The organism is Sphingobium sp. DN12, assembly GCF_051058005.1.
Taxonomy (GTDB): domain Bacteria; phylum Pseudomonadota; class Alphaproteobacteria; order Sphingomonadales; family Sphingomonadaceae; genus Sphingobium; species Sphingobium yanoikuyae.
Map to the genome: position 1 here is coordinate 1899970 of NZ_CP173717.1, position 18679 is coordinate 1918648.

General features: G+C 64.4%; 19 protein-coding genes. 11 read left to right on the plus strand and 8 right to left on the minus strand.

The features are described from left to right. The 7 genes from ACI6S0_RS08920 to ACI6S0_RS08950 are packed head-to-tail and all read left to right on the plus strand — an operon-like array spanning position 1 to position 7343. A complete protein-coding gene (locus ACI6S0_RS08920; RefSeq protein ID WP_434405576.1) occupies positions 1 to 1383 on the plus strand; it encodes an O-antigen ligase family protein in 1383 nt (460 codons plus the stop codon). Next, positions 1376 to 2305 carry a glycosyltransferase family 2 protein gene (locus tag ACI6S0_RS08925; protein ID WP_037521501.1) on the plus strand — a complete coding sequence of 310 codons (930 nt, stop codon included), beginning with the start codon at positions 1376 to 1378 and terminating at the stop codon, positions 2303 to 2305. The genes ACI6S0_RS08920 and ACI6S0_RS08925 overlap by 8 nt, the downstream gene beginning before the upstream one ends. Beyond that, positions 2302 to 3243, plus strand: a complete 942-nt coding sequence (locus ACI6S0_RS08930; RefSeq protein WP_037521495.1) for a glycosyltransferase family 2 protein — start codon at positions 2302 to 2304, stop codon at positions 3241 to 3243. Before ACI6S0_RS08925 ends, ACI6S0_RS08930 begins: the two co-directional genes overlap by 4 nt. Continuing rightward, a complete protein-coding gene (locus ACI6S0_RS08935; RefSeq protein ID WP_004212417.1) occupies positions 3243 to 4208 on the plus strand; it encodes a glycosyltransferase family 2 protein in 966 nt (321 codons plus the stop codon). The genes ACI6S0_RS08930 and ACI6S0_RS08935 overlap by 1 nt, the downstream gene beginning before the upstream one ends. Beyond that, a complete protein-coding gene (locus ACI6S0_RS08940; protein ID WP_099232683.1) occupies positions 4205 to 5326 on the plus strand; it encodes an endo-1,4-beta-xylanase in 1122 nt (373 codons plus the stop codon). Before ACI6S0_RS08935 ends, ACI6S0_RS08940 begins: the two co-directional genes overlap by 4 nt. After that, positions 5323 to 6408 (plus strand): acyltransferase family protein, encoded by a 1086-nt coding sequence (locus ACI6S0_RS08945; protein ID WP_434405577.1) that lies wholly within the window; start codon positions 5323 to 5325, stop codon positions 6406 to 6408. The genes ACI6S0_RS08940 and ACI6S0_RS08945 overlap by 4 nt, the downstream gene beginning before the upstream one ends. After that, entirely contained in the window at positions 6408 to 7343 is a 936-nt protein-coding gene (locus tag ACI6S0_RS08950) for a glycosyltransferase family 2 protein (RefSeq protein ID WP_434405578.1), read from the plus strand. Before ACI6S0_RS08945 ends, ACI6S0_RS08950 begins: the two co-directional genes overlap by 1 nt. Here ACI6S0_RS08950 and ACI6S0_RS08955 read toward each other — a convergent pair. The 4 genes from ACI6S0_RS08955 to epsC all read right to left on the minus strand — a co-directional run bounded on the left by ACI6S0_RS08955 (position 7328) and on the right by epsC (position 11565). Continuing rightward, positions 7328 to 8722 carry a family 16 glycosylhydrolase gene (locus tag ACI6S0_RS08955; RefSeq protein WP_434405579.1) on the minus strand — a complete coding sequence of 465 codons (1395 nt, stop codon included), beginning with the start codon at positions 8720 to 8722 and terminating at the stop codon, positions 7328 to 7330. The genes ACI6S0_RS08950 and ACI6S0_RS08955 overlap by 16 nt on opposite strands. Positions 8723 to 8836: 114 nt before the next feature. Then, positions 8837 to 10180, minus strand: a complete 1344-nt coding sequence (locus ACI6S0_RS08960; protein WP_434405580.1) for a UDP-glucose dehydrogenase family protein — start codon at positions 10178 to 10180, stop codon at positions 8837 to 8839. A 321-nt stretch (positions 10181 to 10501) separates the two neighbouring features. Further along, complete coding sequence (locus tag ACI6S0_RS08965) at positions 10502 to 10849, minus strand: DUF2794 domain-containing protein (RefSeq protein WP_004212406.1); 348 nt, start codon at positions 10847 to 10849, stop codon at positions 10502 to 10504. After that, positions 10849 to 11565 (minus strand): serine O-acetyltransferase EpsC, encoded by a 717-nt coding sequence (gene epsC / locus ACI6S0_RS08970; protein ID WP_434405581.1) that lies wholly within the window; start codon positions 11563 to 11565, stop codon positions 10849 to 10851. Before epsC ends, ACI6S0_RS08965 begins: the two co-directional genes overlap by 1 nt. Positions 11566 to 11753: 188 nt before the next feature. Here epsC and ACI6S0_RS08975 point away from each other — a divergent pair, with 188 nt between their 5' ends. After that, complete coding sequence (locus ACI6S0_RS08975; protein ID WP_004212403.1) at positions 11754 to 12527, plus strand: sulfite exporter TauE/SafE family protein; 774 nt, start codon at positions 11754 to 11756, stop codon at positions 12525 to 12527. 39 nt (positions 12528 to 12566) lie between these two features. Continuing rightward, entirely contained in the window at positions 12567 to 13496 is a 930-nt protein-coding gene (locus ACI6S0_RS08980) for a hydrogen peroxide-inducible genes activator (protein ID WP_434405582.1), read from the plus strand. A gap of 4 nt (positions 13497 to 13500) precedes the next feature. On the opposite strand, the gene ACI6S0_RS08985 is transcribed toward ACI6S0_RS08980, so the two are convergent. The 3 genes from ACI6S0_RS08985 to pgsA are packed head-to-tail and all read right to left on the minus strand — an operon-like array spanning position 13501 to position 14770. Beyond that, positions 13501 to 13944, minus strand: a complete 444-nt coding sequence (locus ACI6S0_RS08985; RefSeq protein WP_434405583.1) for a molybdenum cofactor biosynthesis protein MoaE — start codon at positions 13942 to 13944, stop codon at positions 13501 to 13503. Continuing rightward, a complete protein-coding gene (gene moaD, locus ACI6S0_RS08990; RefSeq protein WP_214864217.1) occupies positions 13941 to 14201 on the minus strand; it encodes a molybdopterin converting factor subunit 1 in 261 nt (86 codons plus the stop codon). The genes ACI6S0_RS08985 and moaD overlap by 4 nt, the downstream gene beginning before the upstream one ends. Before the next feature lie 5 nt (positions 14202 to 14206). Further along, on the minus strand, positions 14207 to 14770 hold the full coding sequence (gene pgsA / locus ACI6S0_RS08995) for a CDP-diacylglycerol--glycerol-3-phosphate 3-phosphatidyltransferase (protein WP_004212395.1): 564 nt from the start codon (positions 14768 to 14770) through the stop codon (positions 14207 to 14209). 131 nt (positions 14771 to 14901) lie between these two features. On the opposite strand from pgsA, the gene ACI6S0_RS09000 reads away from it, so the two are divergent. Further along, positions 14902 to 16221, plus strand: a complete 1320-nt coding sequence (locus tag ACI6S0_RS09000; RefSeq protein WP_010339062.1) for an MFS transporter — start codon at positions 14902 to 14904, stop codon at positions 16219 to 16221. Here ACI6S0_RS09000 and ACI6S0_RS09005 read toward each other — a convergent pair. Next, complete coding sequence (locus tag ACI6S0_RS09005) at positions 16218 to 16427, minus strand: hypothetical protein (RefSeq protein WP_004212393.1); 210 nt, start codon at positions 16425 to 16427, stop codon at positions 16218 to 16220. The genes ACI6S0_RS09000 and ACI6S0_RS09005 overlap by 4 nt on opposite strands. Before the next feature lie 107 nt (positions 16428 to 16534). Here ACI6S0_RS09005 and ACI6S0_RS09010 point away from each other — a divergent pair, with 107 nt between their 5' ends. After that, positions 16535 to 18610, plus strand: a complete 2076-nt coding sequence (locus tag ACI6S0_RS09010) for a transglycosylase domain-containing protein (protein ID WP_434405584.1) — start codon at positions 16535 to 16537, stop codon at positions 18608 to 18610. The last annotated feature ends 69 nt before the right edge of the window (positions 18611 to 18679 follow it).

Genomic DNA, 18679 nt, shown 5'->3' on the forward strand with positions numbered 1-18679 from the left:
ATGGCAAGCACGCCCTGGCATCGTGACATTCCCGCGCCGGTCCTGACCCGGCCGGGCGTCGCCGCCATCAAGAAGACCGAAAGCGCCCGGCTGATCCTGGTCGCCCAGATCTTCTATTTCACCTTCCTGATGCTGGTCTTCATCGGCCAGCAGCCCTTCGCCTCGCGCACCCAGGATGAACTGGTGGCCATGGCGCAGGAAAATAACGGATCGGACCTGTTCAAGCAGGTGCTGTTCATCGGCTTTGCCATGTTGCTGACCGGCGTGCAGTTGATCCGCCGCTATCCGCCACGCTATCGCTTCACGCTCTGGCCGCTGGCCATCATGCTCGCCTGGTTCTTCATCACCTGCAGCTGGGGTGTCGATCCGTTCGTGTCGTTCAAGCGGGCGATGCAGCAGTTGATCGTGATCTACATCACCTTCAGCGCGCTCAGCCTGATCGGCCCCGAAAGGCTGCTCCAGGCACTGCGCTACGCCCTGATCCTGTCCCTCGTCATCTGCTGGGTCTCCCTGCCCTTGACCTCGGCGGCGGTCCATCCGCCGACCGAGAGCGACAAGGCGCTGATCGGCGCCTGGCGCGGCTTCTTCTTCCACAAGAATATTGCCGGCGCGGTCATGGCGCTTACCTTCATGGTCGCGGCCAATGCCTGGGTCGATACCAAGAAATGGTATTATGCCCTCTTCTCGGTGATGGCCTTCGTCTTCGTGATCGGGACCAAGAGCAAGACCTCGCTCGCCCTGTCCTTCGCCATCCTTGGCGTCTGCGCCGTCTATCGGGCACTGAGCGATTCCACCCAGAAACGGGCAGTGCTGCTGATCATGGTCGCGCTCGGCATGGTCGGGGTGCTGTGGCTATATGTCGCCTTCCAGCCGGTGGTCGAGCGGATCTTCGCCGATCCCACTTCCTTCACCGGCCGCGTATCCATCTGGGAAGTGGACCTAGCCTATCTCAAGGACCACCCCTTCCTGGGCGCGGGTTTCGGCGGCTTCTGGCAGGTCGGGGATCGCAGCCCCTCGCTCGATTATCTCAACCAGGCGTTCCAGACGCTGACCGCCCATTCGCACAATGGCTATCTGGAAATCCTGGTGACGACCGGACCGCTCGGTCTCATCATGCTGCTGCTCACCTTCCTGGCGCTGCCCGCCATCTGGTTCCTGACCGGGGCGACGCCGCAGAACCGGCCGATCATGGTGCCCTGCTTCGCGATCTGGGTCTTCGTCCTTTACCAGAATCTGCTGGAAACCTCGTTTTTCGACAAGGATCGGCAGGTCTGGGTGATCTTTCTGGCGGCCATCGCCGCTGCTCACGCCACCTACAAGGCGCGCCCGCTGCCGCAGTGGCGCCGCCGCTTTCTCGCCCGCCCGGAGGCTTCCCATGGCTAATGTCGTCATCTGCATCGCGACCTGCAATCGCCCCCAGGGGCTGCGGCGCACGCTTGCCTCGCTCGCCGCGCTCGAAACCCGCCACCGGATCGATGTGCTGGTCGCCGACAATGACGCAAGGGAGCAGCAGGGGCTGGCCGTGGTGGAGGCGCTGGCGACATCGGGCTATCGCTGGCCGATCGAGGCGCTGCTGGTGCGGGAACGCGGTATCCCCCTGGTCCGCAACGCCTTGGTCGAGGCGGCTCTCGCCCGTCCCGGTGTCACCCATGTGGCGATGATGGACGATGACGAGGCGGCATGCCCTGGCTGGATCGACGCGCTGGTGACGGCGGCCGATCGCTGGGACGCCGATGTCGTCGGCGGCGCGGTGCTGCGCGAGATGGACAGCCCGCTGCCCGCCTGGGCCTCGCGTCATCCGCTGCTCCAGCCCAAGCGCCGCGACAAGTCCGGCCCGGTCTCGCTGGTCGACAGCACCGCCAATGTGCTGATGTCCGCCAACGCATTGCGTCGCATCGGCGCCCGTCCGTTCGACGAGCGCATGGCGCTCACCGGCGGGTCGGACAAGCAGCTCTTCACCCGAATGCAGCGCGCCGGCTTCCGCTTCGCCTGGTCGGAGGAAGCGCTGGTCACCGAACTCATCCCGGCCAGCCGGGTCACCGCCAAATGGCTGCTGATGCGCGGTTATCGCGTCGGCATGACCGACATGATCGTCGCCCGCACCCATGGCGGCGCCCTTCGTGCGGCGCTCAGCGAAAGCCCCCGCATCGCGGTCGGCTTCCTGGTCGGCGCGGTCGGCCCCCTCACCACATTGGACCGCGGCAAGCGGGTGGAGCGCCTCGGCAAGCTCTATCGCGCCGCGGGCAAAATCGCCGGCCTCGCCGGCATCCATTATGAAGAATATCGAAAGGTCCATGGCGCATGACCAACATCCCCTTCTTCTCCGTCGTCATCCCGCTCTACAACCGCGCCGACGTGGTCACCGACACGATCCGGTCGGTACTGGCGCAGGACTGGACCGATTTCGAGATCGTCGTCGTCGATGATGGCTCGCATGATAATCCCGGCCCGGTGATCGAGGCGATCGGCGACCCGCGCCTGCGTTACATCCGGCAGGACAATGCCGGTGGTGGTGCGGCGCGCAATCGGGGCATTCTCGCCGCCGAGGGGCGCTACATCGCCTTCCTCGATTCCGACGACCTGTTCCTGCCCGGCAAGCTGTCGACCATGGCGGAAGCGCTGGCGGACGACGACGGCCATGCCGTGCTCTATTCTCGGATGAAGGTGGACCGGGGCGTCGACCGTTACTGGATCCGCCCAGACCGCGGCATTCGGGAAGATGAGGATGTCGGCGAATATCTCTTCTGCGCCAACCAGTTCATGCAGACCTCGACGATGGTCGTGCCGACCCGCATGGCCCAGCAGGTGCTGTTCGATCCCGCGCTCAAGAAGGGGCAGGATCTCGACTTCTGCGTCCGGCTTCAGGGCGCCGGCGCGCGCTTCCGGATGATCGAACGGCCGCTCACCATCTGGCTGGACGCCACAGAGGTCGGCCGTACCTCCTATGTACGCGGCTATGAAACCTCGCTCGACTGGCTCGATCGCTGCGGCCATATGCTGACCAATCGGGCGCGGCGTGGCTATCGCGCTACCGTGCTCGCCTATCATATGGCGCCGATCCGCCCGGTCGCGGCGATCCGCGACCTCGCCATCGGCCTGACCGCCGGCGGCGTGCCGCCACGGGTAATCGCGCGCCAGGTGCTGCGCTCCTACATGCCAAAGTCGCTCTATCGTTCGCTCGTCAACGGCTTCGTCCTGCGCTTCGGCAAGGCCGATGCCCTCAGTAGCGGCGCCCGTTCGTGATGGCGGCCTGGCAACCTCCGTCCGCGCTGCAGGAACAGGCGGCCTCGCCGCTCTTTTCCGTGGTCATCCCGACCTATCAGCGCCGCGACAAGGTGGTCGACGCGGTGCTGTCCGCGCTCGACCAGACGATCGCGTTGATCGAGGTGATCGTCGTGATCGACGGATCGACCGACGACACCGAACAGGTGCTGGCCGGGATCGCAGATCCGCGCCTGCGCGTCATCGTCCAGCCCAATCGCGGCGCATCGGCAGCACGCAACACCGGGATCGCGCAGGCGCGCGGGCGCTATATCGCCTTCCTTGACTGCGATGACCGTTTCCTGCCCCATCATCTCGCCGACCTGCTGCCCCTGCTGCAACAGGACGAGAATGTGGTCGCCTATGGTCAGGTGCTGGTCGATCGAGGCCAGGGCCGCAATTTCCTGAAGCCCCCGCGCGCGATCGCGACCGGCGAGACGATCGACCGTTATCTCATGTGCGATCGCGGCTTCATCCAGACCAGCAGCCTGGCGCTCAGTCGCGGCCTCGCCAACAAGGTCCGCTATCGCGAGGATGTGAAGTTCGGGGACGATACCGACTTTGCCGTTCGCCTTGCGCTGGCCGGCGGCCAGTTCCAGATGACCGCGCGGCCCGGCACGATCTGGGCCGACCGCGATGCCGAACATCGGCTGTCGGCGGTGCGCGGCAGCGTCGGCAGCCTCATCTGGCTGCGCGACCTGCGCCCGCATATCTCGGCCCGTGCCTTTTCCGCCTATATGGGCTGGCATGCAGCCAAGAGCATCTGGCCGACCAGCCGGTTTCAGGCGATGCGCTATTATGTCGGCGCCGTGCTGCGCGGCGCCTTCGGTCCTCGACTGGCCGCGACCGTGCTGATGCAGATCATCCTGCCCGACCCGGTCTATCGCCGGATTTCCGACCGATGGATCGACATGGCCCAGATGGTGGGCGGGAGGCCGCGCCTGTGAAGCGTCGCGAATTTCTGGCCGGCGGCATGGCGCTGGCGGCGACGCTGCCCGCTGGCGTGGCGGCGGCCGCCATGCCGCCCGGCCTCGCGACCCATGCCCGTGCCAAGGGCCGCTATTTCGGCGCAGCGGTCAAGTCGCGCCAGTTGCGCGAGGATGCCGGCTTTACCCAGGCGGTGGCGCAGGAATGCAATATCCTGGTGCAGGAATATGAGCTGAAGCGCGGCACGACCGAACCCAAACCGGGCCAATATGATTTCAGCGGTGCCGACCAGATCATCGATTTCGCCCAGAAGCATGACATGCGCGCGCGCGGCCATGCCCTGGTCTGGTATGCTGCCCAGCCCAAATGGCTGGAACCCGCACTGCAGGCCGCCAGCGATCGCGGCCGCCGGAAACTGATGACCAGCTATATCACCACCGCCATGCCCCGCTATGCCGGGCGCATCCAGGAATGGGACGTGGTGAACGAGGCGCTGGAGCCCAATGACGGCCGCGCCGACGGGATGCGCGCCGACAGCATGTGGATGCAGGCGCTGGGCGAACATTATATCGACATCGCCTTCCACACCGCGCGCGAGACCGATCCCAGGGCGACCCTGTTCCTGACCGATTATGGCATCGAACATGACTCGCCGCGTTGCGAACGGCGCCGGACCGCGATGCTGAAGCTGCTCGACCGGCTGAAGGCGCGCGATGTGCCGATCGACGCGATCGGCATCCAGGGGCATCTCAAACCCTATAAGGAGGGGTTCAACGAGCGCCGCTTCGCCGATTTCCTTGACCAGTTGCGCGGCTACGGCCTGAAGCTGGAGATTACCGAGTTCGACATTGCCGACATTGGCGGCCCGCCCAACCCGGCCAAGCGTGACAGCGAAGTTGCCAGTGTCGGCCGGGCCTTCATCGATGTCGCGCTGGACAATCCGGCGATGCAGGCCGTGCTCTGCTGGGGCCTGTCGGACCGCTATTCCTGGCTGTCCAACTACAAGGATTATAAATGGCCCGACGGCCAGCTGTCGCGCGGATTGCCGCTGGACGGTTCCCTGCGCCGCAAGCCGCTGTGGGACGCCATCGCTGCGGCCTTCGACGACGCGCCGCCGGCCGGGAGACATGCCGCATGAGAATTTCCTCGCTCACGGGCCTGCGCGGCATCGCCGCCGTTTCGGTCCTGCTCTACCATATTCCCCATGCGCCGGCCTTTCAGGCCTTCGCGATCCCGCTTTTCTCACGCGCCTATCTGGCGGTCGATTTATTCTTCATTCTCAGTGGCTTCGTCATTTCCTACGGCTATTATGACCGGCTGATGCACAATCTGGGGCGGTCCAGTTACATGGACTTCCTGATCAACCGCACCGCCCGCGTCTGGCCGCTGCACTTGATCGTGACGCTGGTGTTCATGGCCCGCATCCTGGTCAATGTGTCGGGGACGCAGGCGATCCCGCTCGACCTGCCCAATATCCTCACCAACCTGCTGATGATCCAGAGCTGGGGCTGGGGCACCCAGCCGATTGCGGGCAACAGCTGGTCGGTCAGCACGGAGGTTGCCGCCTATCTCCTCTATCCGCTGATCGCGATCATGGCCTTTTCCCGCTGGGCCTGGGCGCAACTGGCACTGTGCGTCGGCATTCTGGTGCTGGTCGCCAGTTCCGGCCGGGGCGCCAGTGGCCCCCTGGATGTCAACGATTATGACACGGTGCTGACGCTGCTGCGCTGCCTTGCCGGCTTTGCCCTGGGCGTCCTGACCTATCGCATCCGCGACATGGCGCTGACCCGCAGCCTGCTTGCCGGCCCCGGCCGATTTGCCGCCATATGTGTCATTATCGCTGTCGCCTTGATGCTGCCCCGAGCCGCCGACGTGCTGGTCGTCTGCCTGATGCCGGCGCTGGTCCTCACCTGCTATTATGATGGCGCCGCCGCTCGCGCGGTGATGGCCAATCCGGTCAGCTATCATCTGGGCCTGATCAGCTACTCCATCTACCTCTGGCACCCGCTTGTGCGCGACATCATGGCCCGTGTCATGGGCATCGCCCATCGTCACGGCTTTGTCGGCCACGACTGGGTCTTCATCGCCGCCATGCTGGTCGCCACCTGGCTGCTCTGCTGGGCGAGCTATCGCCTGATCGAGCTGCCGGGCCACAAGATCATCAAATGGCTGCAACGCGGCGGGCGCGCCCGCCCGGCCCCCGTCAAGGTTGCTGCCTGATGCCCGCCGCCCCGACCATCTGGATCGCCATCCCGACGTTCCGCCGGCCGGGCCAGTTGCGCCACCTGCTCGAAAGCCTGGCCGCCGTCGTGCCGCATGACGATGTCCAGTTGCTGGTCGCCGACAACGACCCCGTCGGGCAGGAAGGCGCGATGGTCGCGCACGAGATGCAGGATGACCCCGATTATCCTTTGCCGATCCGCATCCTGCATGTGCCAGAGCCCGGCCTTTGCTCGGTCCGCAACGCGATCGTCGCCACCGCACTGGCAGCTCCGGCAATGCAGTATCTGGCGATGATCGATGATGATGAATGGCCGCAGCCCGGCTGGCTCGACGCGCTGCTGGCCTGTCGCGAGATGTGCGGCGCCGATGTGGTTGGCGGCCCGGTCGACGCCCATTTCCTGCGCCCCCCGCCGCACTGGGCGCGCGAAGCGCTGGTTTTCCGGGCAGAGGATCGGCCTTCGGGCGCCACCGATATGCTATGGGCCAGCAACAATCTGCTGCTCAGCCGCAAGGCGCTAGAGGCGCTGCCCGCCCCCTGGTTCGATCCGCGCTTCAATCGCAGCGGCGGCGAGGATCTGGATTACCTCACCCGGCTATATGATATTGGCATCGGTTTCGGCTGGGCCGCAGATGCGCGCGTCAGCGAATGGGTGCCGCCCGAACGGGTCCGGCTCGGCTGGATACTGTCCCGCATGTGGCGGATCGGCTTTACCGAGACGCTGACCCGCCGGAAGCATCGGCCCGGCATCCTCGGCACCCTCACCCTGTTCGGTCGGACGCTGGCGGTGTTCGCGATGCGGACCGCCGGTCTCCTCGCCCTGTTACTGCCCGGCGCGCGACGGGTCGACATCGCCGGGCAGTGGATCAAATGCTGGGGCCGCCTCTATGCCCTGACGGGCCGGGGCAGCCGAGCCTATTATGGCGCGGAATAGACCTTGAAGCTGCGGATGGTCATGTCGCCACTGCCATCGTCATAGGCACCCGTCGTCTTCACCGCGACATTCATCAGCGGATAGAAGCGGAAGCCCTTGAACGGGTTGACCGACTGGTAGGTTTCCTTGCCGTCGACGAACCAGGTGATGTAGTCACGCTGGATATCGACCGCGAACTTGTGGAAATCCTGCGAATAGCCCGACAGGCCATAGGCCTGTTCGGTCTGGATGACGATGCCGCGCTGGTCATAGCGGGTGCTGTTGGCGCCGACATGGATCGTCTGGCCGACATGGCGATCGAAATCCCAATAGCTCTGATAGCCAAAGCCTTCATAGACATCGATTTCCGGCGGCCAGCCGCTGGTCGAGATCAGCCAGAAAGCGGGCCAGGAACCGCGCCGGTTGGGCATCTTCGCTTCCCACTCATATTGGCCATAGCCGATCTGCGAGGCGAGGAAGTTGCGGCCATCCAGGATCGACGCGCCATAATTATAGGTCACGCCCTCATAGCTGATCGGCGTCTTGAGCACCTGGCTGTGCAGCACCAGGCCCTTGTTGCTCCAATAGACCGGCCCTTCGATCCCCGGATAGGTGGTGGTGTCGACATAGAGGCCGGTCTCGCCATTGCCGGTCTGCGCCCGGCCATGCGACAGGGTCGTGGCCCAGCGATCCCAGCCGCCATCGACCGACCGCTTGTGCGTGTCCTTGAGCAGTTCGAACTGCAGCGTGCCCGAGGCCGCGAAGGTCCGCGCTTCGCGGAAGGTGCCGGTCGCCTTCTCGGTGGCCGCGACATAGGCCTTGGCCGTGACGGTCGCCGTCGACTGCCCCTGCAGTGCGCCCCAGGGCGCCTCACGCAGCTTCACGCTGAACTGCTGGCCTTCGGTCGCGCTGATGACCGGCACTTCCACCGTCTGTTCCAGCGGATCGCCCGGCCGGAAGATAACGACGGTATCGACCGTCTTGTAATTGGTGCCAGACGTCGCCTTCAGCGTGCCGGTGCCGTTCACCGTGGTGATCCGCGCGATCACCGTGTTGGGCGTCGCCCGATCGAGATAGACCGGGACATAGGCGGTGCTGCTGCCCGGCTTGTAGGTGGCGTTGCCGATCCAGAGCGTCGCCTTGCCCGGCAATACCGTGCCATTGGCGAAGTCGAAGTCGGCAAAGCTGTTGCTGGTGCTGCTGGTCGTCGCCGTGCTGGTCGTCGTTGCACTGCTCGTACTGCTGCTGGAGATGGTGACCGTGCCGCTATCGGCCGTGCTGGTCGATGAGCTGCTGGTCGTACTGGTTCCGCCCGACAGGATCGTGGCGGCGCCTGCCGCGAAGACAGACGTAATGATTGCTCCGGCTCCGATCATGGAGCCGGCCGATTTGCTGCGCATAATGCAACCCCCGTTTTGGTGTCCCTAAAGGGTCCGCCACGAGGGTTAACAATTGCTTCCAGACAAGCTCGCCTCGTCGCAAATCAGCCATTTTTGCGACGAGGCGAGGAACTTTTACTCGGCCGCTTCAACCAGCATTTCGGACTCCGGCGCCATGCCACGGCCAACGCTGTCATAGATAAATCCAGCCGCTTCAGCGACTTCGGGCCGATAGATGTTGCGCAGGTCGACCAGACCATTGCCGGCCATCACGCCGCGCAGGCGCGACAGGTCAAGCGCGCGCAGCGCATCCCATTCGGTGACCAGCACGACGGCCGAGGCACCCTGGGCGGCGGCATAGGGATCGTGGAAGAAATCGACATTCTGCAGCAGCGGCTGGGCCGCCTCGATCCCTTCGGGGTCGAAGGCGCGGATCTGCGCACCGCCGTCCTGCAGTGCCTGGATGATCGACAGCGACGGCGCATCGCGCATATCGTCGGTATTGGGCTTGAAGGTCAGGCCCAGCACCGCGATCGTCTTGCCACGCACCGATCCGTTGCACACGCCGATCACCTTGCGCGCCATGGCGCGCTTGCGGCTTTCGTTGATCGCGACGGTGGTTTCGATCAGGCGAATGGGCGCGCCAGCATCTTCGGCCGTCTTGACCAGCGCCAACGTATCCTTGGGGAAGCAGGAGCCGCCATAGCCGGGTCCGGCATGCAGGAATTTCGAACCGATCCGGTTATCAAGGCCAATGCCGCGCGCTACCTGCTGCACATCCGCGCCGACCCGTTCGCACAATTCGGCCATCTCGTTGATATAGGTGATCTTCATCGCCAGGAAGGCGTTGGCGGCATATTTGATCAGTTCGCTGGTGCGACGACCGGTGAACAGCAGCGGCGCCTGATTGAGATAGAGCGGGCGATAGACCTCTTCCATCACCGGGCGTGCGCGCTCGTCCTCGATGCCGACGACGATGCGATCCGGCCGCTTGAAATCCTCGATCGCGGCACCCTCGCGCAGGAATTCGGGATTAGAGGCAACCGCAAACTGGGCGTCGGGATTGGTTTCGCGAATGATCCGTTCGACCTCGTCGCCAGTGCCGACCGGCACGGTCGACTTCGTAACCACAACGGTAAAGCCCTTGAGCGCGCCGGCAATCTCGCGCGCAGCATCATAGACATAGCTGAGGTCGGCATGGCCATCCCCCCGACGCGCCGGGGTGCCGACCGCGATGAAGACGACATCGGCCTCCGCAACCGAGCTTGCCAGATCGGTCGTGAAGCTCAAACGGCCCGCCTTGACGTTCCGCGCGATGAGATCGGCGAGGCCCGGCTCATAGATCGGCACGCCGCCTTCGCGCAACTTGGCGATCTTGCGTTCATCCTTGTCGACGCAGATGATTTCGTGGCCGAAATCCGCGAGGCAGGCGCCCGATACCAGACCAACATAACCAGATCCGGTCATCACGATCCGCATGACAATTCTCCTTGTCCAATGTGCAAGCTAATCGACAATCCGCCCGCAGCCGATCGCCCCGATCCGGACAGGACGCGACAGAGCGCTCCGGAAAATCCGGATGCGCGCACCTCTCGCCCTGACAAAGATCGAAGCCCCCGGCCTGTTCGGACAGTTGCCGCGTCAGTGGAACCAGCCACCTGTTGACGCGATGCAGCATAAGTCGGGTCATGACGCCGTTGCAACGCGACTTGGCGCTAGGCGGGCACATGTGGACGTGGGGCGAATGGAAAATGCGCCGAACTGCCGCAGCGTGCGGGCACAATTAACCGGATCGGCGGATCAATCCTCGACGATGCGCATCAATTTGCGTTCGACAGGCGCCAATATGCCCTGCAACTCCTGCCCGCGCTTGAGCACATGGCCGGCCTCACCCACCAGCGCCCACATGCCCTGGCGGTTACGCAACGCCGGCCGCTTCTCGATCCGATACTCAGGACGCTCGGCAGAGCGACGAAAAGCGGAGAAAATTGCCGCCTCACGCCCCAGGTCCATGGCATAGTCGCGCCAGTGTCCGGCGGCGACCATACGACCATAGAGATCCATGATCCGCTGCAATTCCAGGCGATCGAACCCGACCTGCCCCTGTTGCTGGCCGTTGGGTGCTGGGAACGGCGTCACATTGGACATCAGGCCCGGCCACGCTCCTTGAACAGGGCGACATCATCGGCAGGCAGTTCAGGCACCTGCTTCTGCGCCAACAACTCGGCCAGCCGCTTCTGCAACTGCTCCACTTCGCACTGCAGCAATTCCAGCTTCTGCTTTTCCGGATCGAAACAATCGGAGCAGGGCGTGCCATAGGGCAGGAAGTCACGCTGATAGGCGGTAACATCGACCAGCATCGCGCGCGCGGGAATGCCGACCATGGTCGCGGCCTCCGCCACATCCTTGGTCACCACCGCATTGGCGCCGACACGGGCACGGGCGCCGACACGGACCGGCCCCAGCACCTGCGCGCCCGACCCCACGATCACGCCATTTTCCAGCGTCGGATGGCGCTTGCCGGCGATCCCGTTGGCGGGATCGGTCCCGCCCAGCGTCACATTCTGATAAAGGGTGACATCATCGCCAATCTCTGCCGTCTCGCCGATCACGGTGAAGCCATGGTCGATGAAGAAGCGCTTGCCGATCTTCGCGCCGGGATGAATGTCATTGCCGGTCAGGAATCGCGACAGATGATTGACCCCCCGCGCCAGGAAATAGAGCCGCGCCCGATAGAGACGATGCGCCACGCGATGGAAGGCCAGCGACCAGATACCGGGATAGAGCAGGATTTCCGCCCGCGATCGCGGCGCAGGGTCGCGCGACTTGACCGAATCCAGATAGGCGATGAGATTACGCAGCATCGAAACGTCCCTGAACGGACCCGCCCTGCTGGCGCGCCCCTTTTACCCTGTTGCCAGCAACATAGAGATTAAGCGGCAATTTTTCCAGAGCGCGCCCTAATTCGCCTTCCCGGCCCAAAACAGAAACTTGCTTGGCGCCTCAAGATATACCAATCATTGAGGTAGACAATTAGAACGAAGGTGTTTGGATGATCGACACATTTATCGCCCATTTTGGCGAAATACTGCCCTTCATCCTGATCGGCTTCGGCGCGCAGATTATCGATGGCGCCCTTGGCATGGCTTATGGCGTGATTTCCAGCACCCTGTTGCTGGCCATGGGCGTGCCGCCCAGCCGTGCGTCCGCCAGCGTCCATGCCGCCGAAACCTTCACCACCGGCGTGTCCGCGATCAGCCATATCCTGCACCGCAATGTCGACTGGGGCCTGTTCGCCCGGCTTGTCATTCCCGGCGTGATCGGCGGCGTGGCCGGCGCCTACCTGCTGTCCAACATCGACGGCGCGATCATCAAGCCCTTCGTCCAATTCTATCTGGCAGCGATCGGCATCTACCTGATCTGGCGCGGCTTCCATTTCCCCCCGCACAGCAAGAGCCCGAAATGGGTAGCACCGCTCGGCCTGGTCGGCGGCTTCATGGATGCGTCGGGCGGCGGGGGATGGGGTCCGGTCGTGACCTCCAACCTGCTGATCCAGGGATCGAGCCCGCGCCACACCATCGGCACGGTCAACAGCGTCGAATTCATCCTGACCCTGTCGATCAGCCTGACCTTCCTGTTCCATCTGGGCTGGGAAAGCTTCACCACCTACACGATCGGCCTGTTGATCGGCGGCGTGGTGGCGGCTCCCTTCGGCGCCATGCTGGCCCGCCATGTCGCGCCCAAGGTGCTGTTCGTGGCCGTCGGCATCATCCTGACCCTGACGTCGGCCTTCGGCATCGCCAAATATCTTGGTTATATCGGATAATTCGCTTATATTCGGATTTCTAATTCAGGAATCCGATAAATGTCGAACTACATGCCCACGCTCAAACAGCTGCAATATCTGGTTGCGCTGAAGGAGCATGGCCATTTCGGCAAGGCGGCCGACAGCTGCTATGTGACCCAGTCCACCCTGTCGGCCGGCATCCGCGAACTGGAGTCCCTGATCGGCGTCACCCTCGTCGAGCGAACGCGCCGCGTCGTGCGCTTCACGGCGCTGGGCGATCGCATCGTCGAAAAGGCGCACCGCGTCCTGCGCGAGGCGGAGGAGCTGGCCGCCATCGCCGAGGCATCGGGCAAGCCGCTGACCGGCGAATTGCGGATGAGCGTCATCCCGACGATCGCGCCCTTCCTGCTGCCGCGCCTGCTGCCCCGCCTGCGCGCCGAGCGGCCGGAACTGAAACTCTATCTGCGCGAGGAAACGACCCAGGCGGCAATCGATTCGCTGCGCCATGGCAATGTCGACTGCGTGCTGATGGCCCTGCCCTATCCCACCGGTGAACTGGACAGCGAGATATTGTTCCAGGATCCGCTCTATGTCGCCTTCCCGCGCGACGATCCGACCAATCCGCCGGACTGGATCAAGCCGGACATGATCGACGAGAACAAGCTGCTGCTTCTGGAGGACGGGCATTGCCTGAAGGACCATGCGCTGGCCGCCTGCAATCGCCCCGACCTGCGCGCCAGCGCGACGATGATGGGCACCTCGCTCCACACGCTGATCCAGATGGTGGACAATGGGCTGGGCGTCACCATGCTGCCGGAAATGGCGCTGGCCGGCGGCATATTGGAACATACCAATATCACCGCGCGCCCGCTGCAGTCCGATCATGCCTGGCGCGACATTGCCCTGGTTTGGCGCAAGAACAGTCCGCGCGAAAAGGAATTCCATCTGCTCGCCGAGATATTGCGCGACGCGGCGGACCATCCCGCAATCCGCGCCAACGCCGCCTGATCGATCAGCGATCCCAGTCCTGCGCCTTGGCCTCATCCTCGGCGCGGGGCGCGACCCAGGCACCTGCGCCATCGGCATAATGCGCCTTCTTCCAGAAGGGCGCGCGCGATTTCAGCCAGTCGATCAGGAAGGCGCAGCTTTCCAGCGCCGCCGCGCGATGCCGTGATGCCGTGCCGACGAACACGATCCGTTCGCCCGGCAACAGCCGGCCATGGCGATGGATGATGGACAACCCCAGCAGCGGCCAGCGCGCCATCGCTTCCTTCGCGATCCGTTCAGCCTGGCGCTGCGTCATCGCCGGATAATGTTCCAGCTCCAGCGCCACCAGCCCCTCTTCGCCGCGGACGATACCGGTGAAACTGGCCACCCCGCCGCCGCCCAGCGCTTCGAGCGCGGCAAGCTCGGCCGAAATATCGAAATCATCCGCCTGGATGGCGACCCGTTTCATCCACCCGTGACCGGCGGGAACAGCGCCAGTTCCCGCGCCGTGCCGATTGCCTGATCGAAACCGACAAACTGCTGGTCCAGCGCCGCGCGCAATCGATCGGGATCGGCCAGCGCCTCGGCATAGCCACCACCCCGCGCCGCCAGTCGCGCCACGAGTTCCGCTATGGTCTCATCCGGCGAAGCCAGTTCGACCCGCTCCTCATCACGGCCAATGGCTTCGCGCACCCAGGCAAAATAGACGAGGGTCACAGCCGCCATGCCGGTCAGTCCATATGCTTGATGCCGACGCGCAGATAATCCCAGCCGGTAATCAGCGTCAGGATCGCGGCGGCCCACAGGGTCAGGATGCCGACGCTCTGCACGAAGGGAAATTGCGGCACGGCGCCGGCCAGGATCAGGGCGCCCAGCGCAATCAACTGGAACGTGGTTTTCCACTTGGCCAAGCGGGATACCGGGACCGACACCTGAAGGCCGGCCAGAAATTCCCGCAGCCCCGACACGGCGATCTCGCGCAGCAGGATGATCATCGCGGCTGCGATATGGATGCCGGCGATGTCGCGCGTCGCGGCGAGCATCAGGATGACCGCGCCAACCATGATCTTGTCCGCGATCGGATCAAGGAACACGCCCAGCTTCGACACGGCGCCCTGCGCACGGGCCAGGTAGCCGTCGAAATAATCGGTGATGCCCATCAGGCAGTAGAGACCGAAGGCCAGGCCATAGCCCGTGGTCCAGCGCGCGCCCATCTCGCCGGGCCACAACAGGGCCACCAGCAAGGGCACGGTGATGATGCGCGAAAGCGTCAGCAAATTGGGCAGCGTCAGCATCAGGGCGACCTGCCACAGTCCCGCATCGGGCACAAGCGAAGGCAGCAAGAAGTGAACAGGAAATTGGACAGGCCCGCCTGCAGCGGCTAGACCGCCCCCCGGTCGTCCACAGCGAAAAGCCAAACGCACTCATGCAAGCCTCACTCAGGCTCCTCAAAAAGCGCCGTTTTCTGCCGCTTTTCATCACCCAGCTTCTCGGCGCCTTCAACGATAACCTGTTCAAGAACGCCATGGTGCTGTTCGTGGTGTATCAGGTCTATAATGACGAGCGGTCCGAAACCTGGTTCAGTGCGCTGGCCACCGGCATCTTCATCATCCCCTTCTTCCTGCTGTCCGCCCTGTCGGGCCAATTGGCCGATCAGCGCGACAAGGCCGTCATCATCCGCTGGGTGAAGGCAGCCGAAATCGTCATCATGACGGTCGGCGCGACCGGCCTGGCGCTGATCTGGAGCGGCATCGCCGTCCATATCCTGGCGATCCCGCTGCTGCTCGCCGCGCTGTTCGCGATGGGCATCCACTCCACCTTCTTCGGCCCGATCAAATATGCGATCCTGCCCCAGCATCTGCATGATGACGAGGTTCTGGGCGGCACCGGCCTGGTGGAAGCCGGCACCTATATCGCGATCCTGGCCGGCACCATCCTCGCCGGCATCATCCCGATCGAGGCTGCGGCCATCGGCGTGGTGGTGACCGCCTTCATTGGCTATTTTGCCAGCCGGGCCGTGCCCCCTGCCCCATCGCTGCTCGCCAAGCAGCCGATCGACTTCCACGTCATCCGATCCTCGGTCGCGCTGGTGCGGGGCACGATGCATATTCCGCGCCTCTATCTGGCGATCATGTCGATCAGCTTCTTCTGGGCCGTGGGATCGGTGCTGTTCATCCAGTTCCCGCCGCTGGTGAAGAATGTGCTGACCGCCGACAAGTCGGTTGCCAGCCTGTTCCTCGCGATCTTCTCGATCGGCATCGCGATCGGATCGATCGCGATCAACCGGCTGCTCGCCGGCCATGTCTCGGCCAAATATGCCCCCGCGTCGGTGATCGGCATGGGCTGCTGCATCATCGCCTTCCATGTGGTGTGCGACCTGTGGACGCCGGCACCCGGTGGCCAGATGCTGCCGCTCGCCGGCTTCCTCGCCCATCCGATGGCGATCCCGCTGTCGCTCTGCCTGCTCGGCGTGGCGACCTTTGGCGGCATGTTCGTGGTGCCGCTCTACGCCTTCCTCACGACCACGGTCGAGAAGTGCGAGGCGGCGCGCACCGTGGCGGCCAACAATATCGTCAATTCCGGCGCCATGGTGGTCGGATCGCTGATCGCGATCGGCCTGACCCTGGCCGGCCTGGAGGTGGTCTATCAGCTGCTGCTGGTGGCGGCGATGTGCCTGCCCTGCGCCTGGCTGGCCTGGCGGCTGCACAAGGCCTGTGACGGCCCGACCTGCAGCGGCGAGCTTTAGAAGATGAAGCTGTAGAAAGCCGTGAAGAAGGCCGAGAAGCTCAGCACGAACAGCTTCCAGTCATTGTCGTCGGAGACGGCCACATCGCGGCGGCGACGCGCCTGCGACGACGCATCGTCCGTCAGCTGGAAGATGTGACGGGGCAGCCGCTGCCGGAAGGGGTGCCGGGCGGCTTCGTTGGTGAGGACGAGGACTCGGTTTCTCATAAGGATTGGTTAACGCGATATTTACCATTAGTTCCATGGCAAATTTCGTAAAATCCGGGATGTCCCGTCGCGGGACAGACTTGACCGTATCAACAACATAATACAGCATGGCCGTGCCGATGACCGAAATGCCCAACCCCGCCCCTACCGGCACGCCCGCCCCGGCTGCTGACGAAGCGCGCCCGTTCGGCGCCGGCCCGCCCAGCGCCTTTGCCCCGCCCACCCCGTGGAAGCGGCGGCTGCAGATTTTCGGCTGGATCGTGGCGGCGGGGCTGGCCCTGTTGATGCTGATCATCGCCTGGCTGGCGGTAACGGCGCCCATGTCGCGCTCGCTGCAGCCCATTGCCCCGCCCAGCATCAGCCTGATGTCGGCCGACGGGCATCTGGTTGCGCGGCGCGGCGCCATCATCGACAAGCCGGTGGAGGTGGCCAAGCTGCCCGCCCATGTCCCCCAGGCCTTCATGGCGATCGAGGATCGCCGCTTCTATGACCATTGGGGCGTCGATCCGCGCGGCATCGCCCGCGCCATGTGGCACAATATCTGGTCCGATGGATCGTCGCAGGGCGGCAGCACCATCACCCAGCAGTTGGCCAAGGGCGTATTCCTGTCGAGCGACCGGACCATGGGCCGCAAGGCGCGCGAAGCGTTGATCGCCTTCTGGCTGGAGGCCTGGCTGACCAAGGACCAGATCCTCGAACGCTACCTCTCGAACGTCTATTTCGGCGACAATGTCTATGGCCTGCGCGCCGCCTCGCTCCATTATTTCGATCGCCAGCCCGAACGGCTGACCATTCCTCAGGCCGCGATGCTGGCCGGCCTGCTGAAGGCGCCCTCGCGTCTCGCGCCGACCAGCAACCTGAAGGGCGCGCGTGCCCGCGCCGCGCTGGTGACGCAGGCGATGGTCGAGGCCGGCTATATCAGCAAGGCCCAGCGCGATCAGCTCGCCCCGGCCCGCCTTGATGTGCGCGAGTCGCCGGATGCCACCAGCGGCACCTATTTTGCCGACTGGGTGCTGCCCGAAGCGCGCGACCGCGCCGGCGCCGTCTATGGCGCGCAGGAGGTGAAGACGACGCTCGACTGGCGCATCCAGCGCCTCGCCGAAGCCGCGATCCGGCGCGCGCCGCTGGGCGGGGCACAGGTGGCGCTGGTGGCGATGAAGCCGGACGGCAGCGTCGTCGCCATGATCGGTGGCAAGAATTACGAGAAGAGCAGCTTCAACCGCGCCGTGCAGGCGAAACGCCAGCCCGGCTCCACCTTCAAGCTGTTCGTCTATCTCGCCGCCTTCCGCGCCGGCATGACGCCCGACGACATGATCGAGGATACGCCGATCACCACCGGCACCTATCGCCCGGCCAATCATGGCGGCAAATATCGCGGCCGCATCACGCTGCGTCAGGCCTTTGCCGCGTCGAGCAATGTGGCAGCGGTGCGCCTGACCCAGAAGGTCGGCGTCGACAATGTCATCAAGGTTGCCCGCGATCTGGGCGTTACCGCGCCGCTGACCGAGGATCTCAGCCTCGCGCTCGGCACGTCGGAAATCCCGCTTGTGGAACTGGCCGAGGCCTATGCGTCGGTGGCGGCCGGCGCCTATCCGGTGCTCGCCCATGGCCTGCCGCCCGAGGAACAGGGCTGGTTCGACCGGCTGATGAAGCGCCAGCGCCATTTCAGCGACGACCAGCTCGAAATGATCCGCGACCTCCTGTCGTCCGCCGCCAATCGCGGCACCGGCAGCGCCGCGGCGCTGCGCACCAGCACCTTTGGCAAGACCGGCACGACCCAGGATAGTCGCGACGCGATTTTCGTCGGCTATGCCGGCGGACTGGTGACGGCGGTGTGGATCGGCAATGACGATAACGCCCCGCTGCCCGGCGGCGCGGCCGGCGGCGGTGTGCCAGCACGTATTTGGCGCAATTTCATGGCTGGCGCGATCAACGAGCCGGTCGAGAAGGTGCCCGAGGAAGAGCAGGATCCCGATCTGGTCAATGCCATCGCCAATGTCAGCGTCGAAACCGGCATCGGCAATGTCGGCGTCGGCATGGATCAGGGCGGAATGACCGTCACCATTGATGGCAACCAGCTTCGCATTCCGTCCGACCAGCCCTTGCCGCTGCCGCCGCAGGGCGTGCCCCCACCGCGGATCGCGCCGACCCAACCGCAGGAGAATGAACCGCCACAACCATGACGGCGATGTCGATGACCCGCATTTCATGGCTTCGCGCCCGCGCGAACAGGCCGTAAAATTGCGTATATT

Coding starts and splice junctions, on each gene's coding strand:
- ACI6S0_RS08920 (WP_434405576.1), top strand. CDS start 1: ATGGCAAGCACGCCCTGGCATCGTGACATTCCCGCGCCGGTCCTGACC.
- ACI6S0_RS08925 (WP_037521501.1), top strand. CDS start 1,376: ATGGCTAATGTCGTCATCTGCATCGCGACCTGCAATCGCCCCCAGGGG.
- ACI6S0_RS08930 (WP_037521495.1), top strand. CDS start 2,302: ATGACCAACATCCCCTTCTTCTCCGTCGTCATCCCGCTCTACAACCGC.
- ACI6S0_RS08935 (WP_004212417.1), top strand. CDS start 3,243: ATGGCGGCCTGGCAACCTCCGTCCGCGCTGCAGGAACAGGCGGCCTCG.
- ACI6S0_RS08945 (WP_434405577.1), top strand. CDS start 5,323: ATGAGAATTTCCTCGCTCACGGGCCTGCGCGGCATCGCCGCCGTTTCG.
- ACI6S0_RS08950 (WP_434405578.1), top strand. CDS start 6,408: ATGCCCGCCGCCCCGACCATCTGGATCGCCATCCCGACGTTCCGCCGG.
- ACI6S0_RS08955 (WP_434405579.1), bottom strand. CDS start 8,722: ATGCGCAGCAAATCGGCCGGCTCCATGATCGGAGCCGGAGCAATCATT.
- ACI6S0_RS08960 (WP_434405580.1), bottom strand. CDS start 10,180: ATGCGGATCGTGATGACCGGATCTGGTTATGTTGGTCTGGTATCGGGC.
- ACI6S0_RS08965 (WP_004212406.1), bottom strand. CDS start 10,849: ATGTCCAATGTGACGCCGTTCCCAGCACCCAACGGCCAGCAACAGGGG.
- epsC (WP_434405581.1), bottom strand. CDS start 11,565: ATGCTGCGTAATCTCATCGCCTATCTGGATTCGGTCAAGTCGCGCGAC.
- ACI6S0_RS08975 (WP_004212403.1), top strand. CDS start 11,754: ATGATCGACACATTTATCGCCCATTTTGGCGAAATACTGCCCTTCATC.
- ACI6S0_RS08980 (WP_434405582.1), top strand. CDS start 12,567: ATGTCGAACTACATGCCCACGCTCAAACAGCTGCAATATCTGGTTGCG.
- ACI6S0_RS08985 (WP_434405583.1), bottom strand. CDS start 13,944: ATGAAACGGGTCGCCATCCAGGCGGATGATTTCGATATTTCGGCCGAG.
- moaD (WP_214864217.1), bottom strand. CDS start 14,201: ATGGCGGCTGTGACCCTCGTCTATTTTGCCTGGGTGCGCGAAGCCATT.
- pgsA (WP_004212395.1), bottom strand. CDS start 14,770: ATGCTGACGCTGCCCAATTTGCTGACGCTTTCGCGCATCATCACCGTG.
- ACI6S0_RS09000 (WP_010339062.1), top strand. CDS start 14,902: ATGCAAGCCTCACTCAGGCTCCTCAAAAAGCGCCGTTTTCTGCCGCTT.
- ACI6S0_RS09005 (WP_004212393.1), bottom strand. CDS start 16,427: ATGAGAAACCGAGTCCTCGTCCTCACCAACGAAGCCGCCCGGCACCCC.
- ACI6S0_RS09010 (WP_434405584.1), top strand. CDS start 16,535: ATGGCCGTGCCGATGACCGAAATGCCCAACCCCGCCCCTACCGGCACG.